Origin of the sequence: Aeromonas sp. ZOR0001 (genome assembly GCF_000801015.1) — a bacterium.
Taxonomy (GTDB): domain Bacteria; phylum Pseudomonadota; class Gammaproteobacteria; order Enterobacterales; family Aeromonadaceae; genus Aeromonas; species Aeromonas veronii.
In genome coordinates this window covers 1-537 of record NZ_JRJY01000156.1, presented here as the reverse complement: position 1 = coordinate 537, position 537 = coordinate 1, and the positions used below count along the sequence as shown (strand labels likewise).

General features: G+C 63.1%; 1 protein-coding gene. It reads right to left on the bottom strand.

Annotated elements, in window-relative coordinates:
- Positions 1-537: IS4 family transposase (locus L972_RS18685; RefSeq protein WP_156127062.1), on the bottom strand; the 537-nt coding region annotated here is incomplete at both ends.

Below are 537 nucleotides of genomic sequence, written 5' to 3'. Positions count from 1 at the left end.
CCAGTGCCGCTCAACGCCCGCACTCTGCCATGCGTGGAGCAGGCCGAGGGAGTAAAACCCCTTGTCGAACAGGGTGAGCGAGTGGTCCGGTGTACGTGCGATGAGTTGCTCGGCCAGTACCATCTCGTTGACGGCGCAGCTCTCCATGACGGCCTGCGTGAGCAGGTGGCTGGTCAGCTCCATCTGACAGAGCATGCGCACCTGCGGATAGGCGGTCTCACCATGCTGAGTACCGGGCTTGGCAAAGGCGGCTGCATTGTCCGGGGTATCGGGTGTGCGCCACATCACGCCATCGACGGCGAGCAGTTGCAGCCCGGCCCAACCGGGGTGGTTGGCCTGCTGGTGCCAGCGCGAGGCGGTCTCGTGAAACAGCCGCTCGATGCTCTTGTCCCCCAGTTTTTGGCGAGCTTGCAGAAAGGCGCTGGGAGCAACAAAGGGACGGTCGCCGGGCAACAGGATGTCGAGCTGATTGACCAGCTGGGTCATGGGAACATGGCGGAAGATAGCCATGCCGATGATGGCCCAGACCAAACGCTC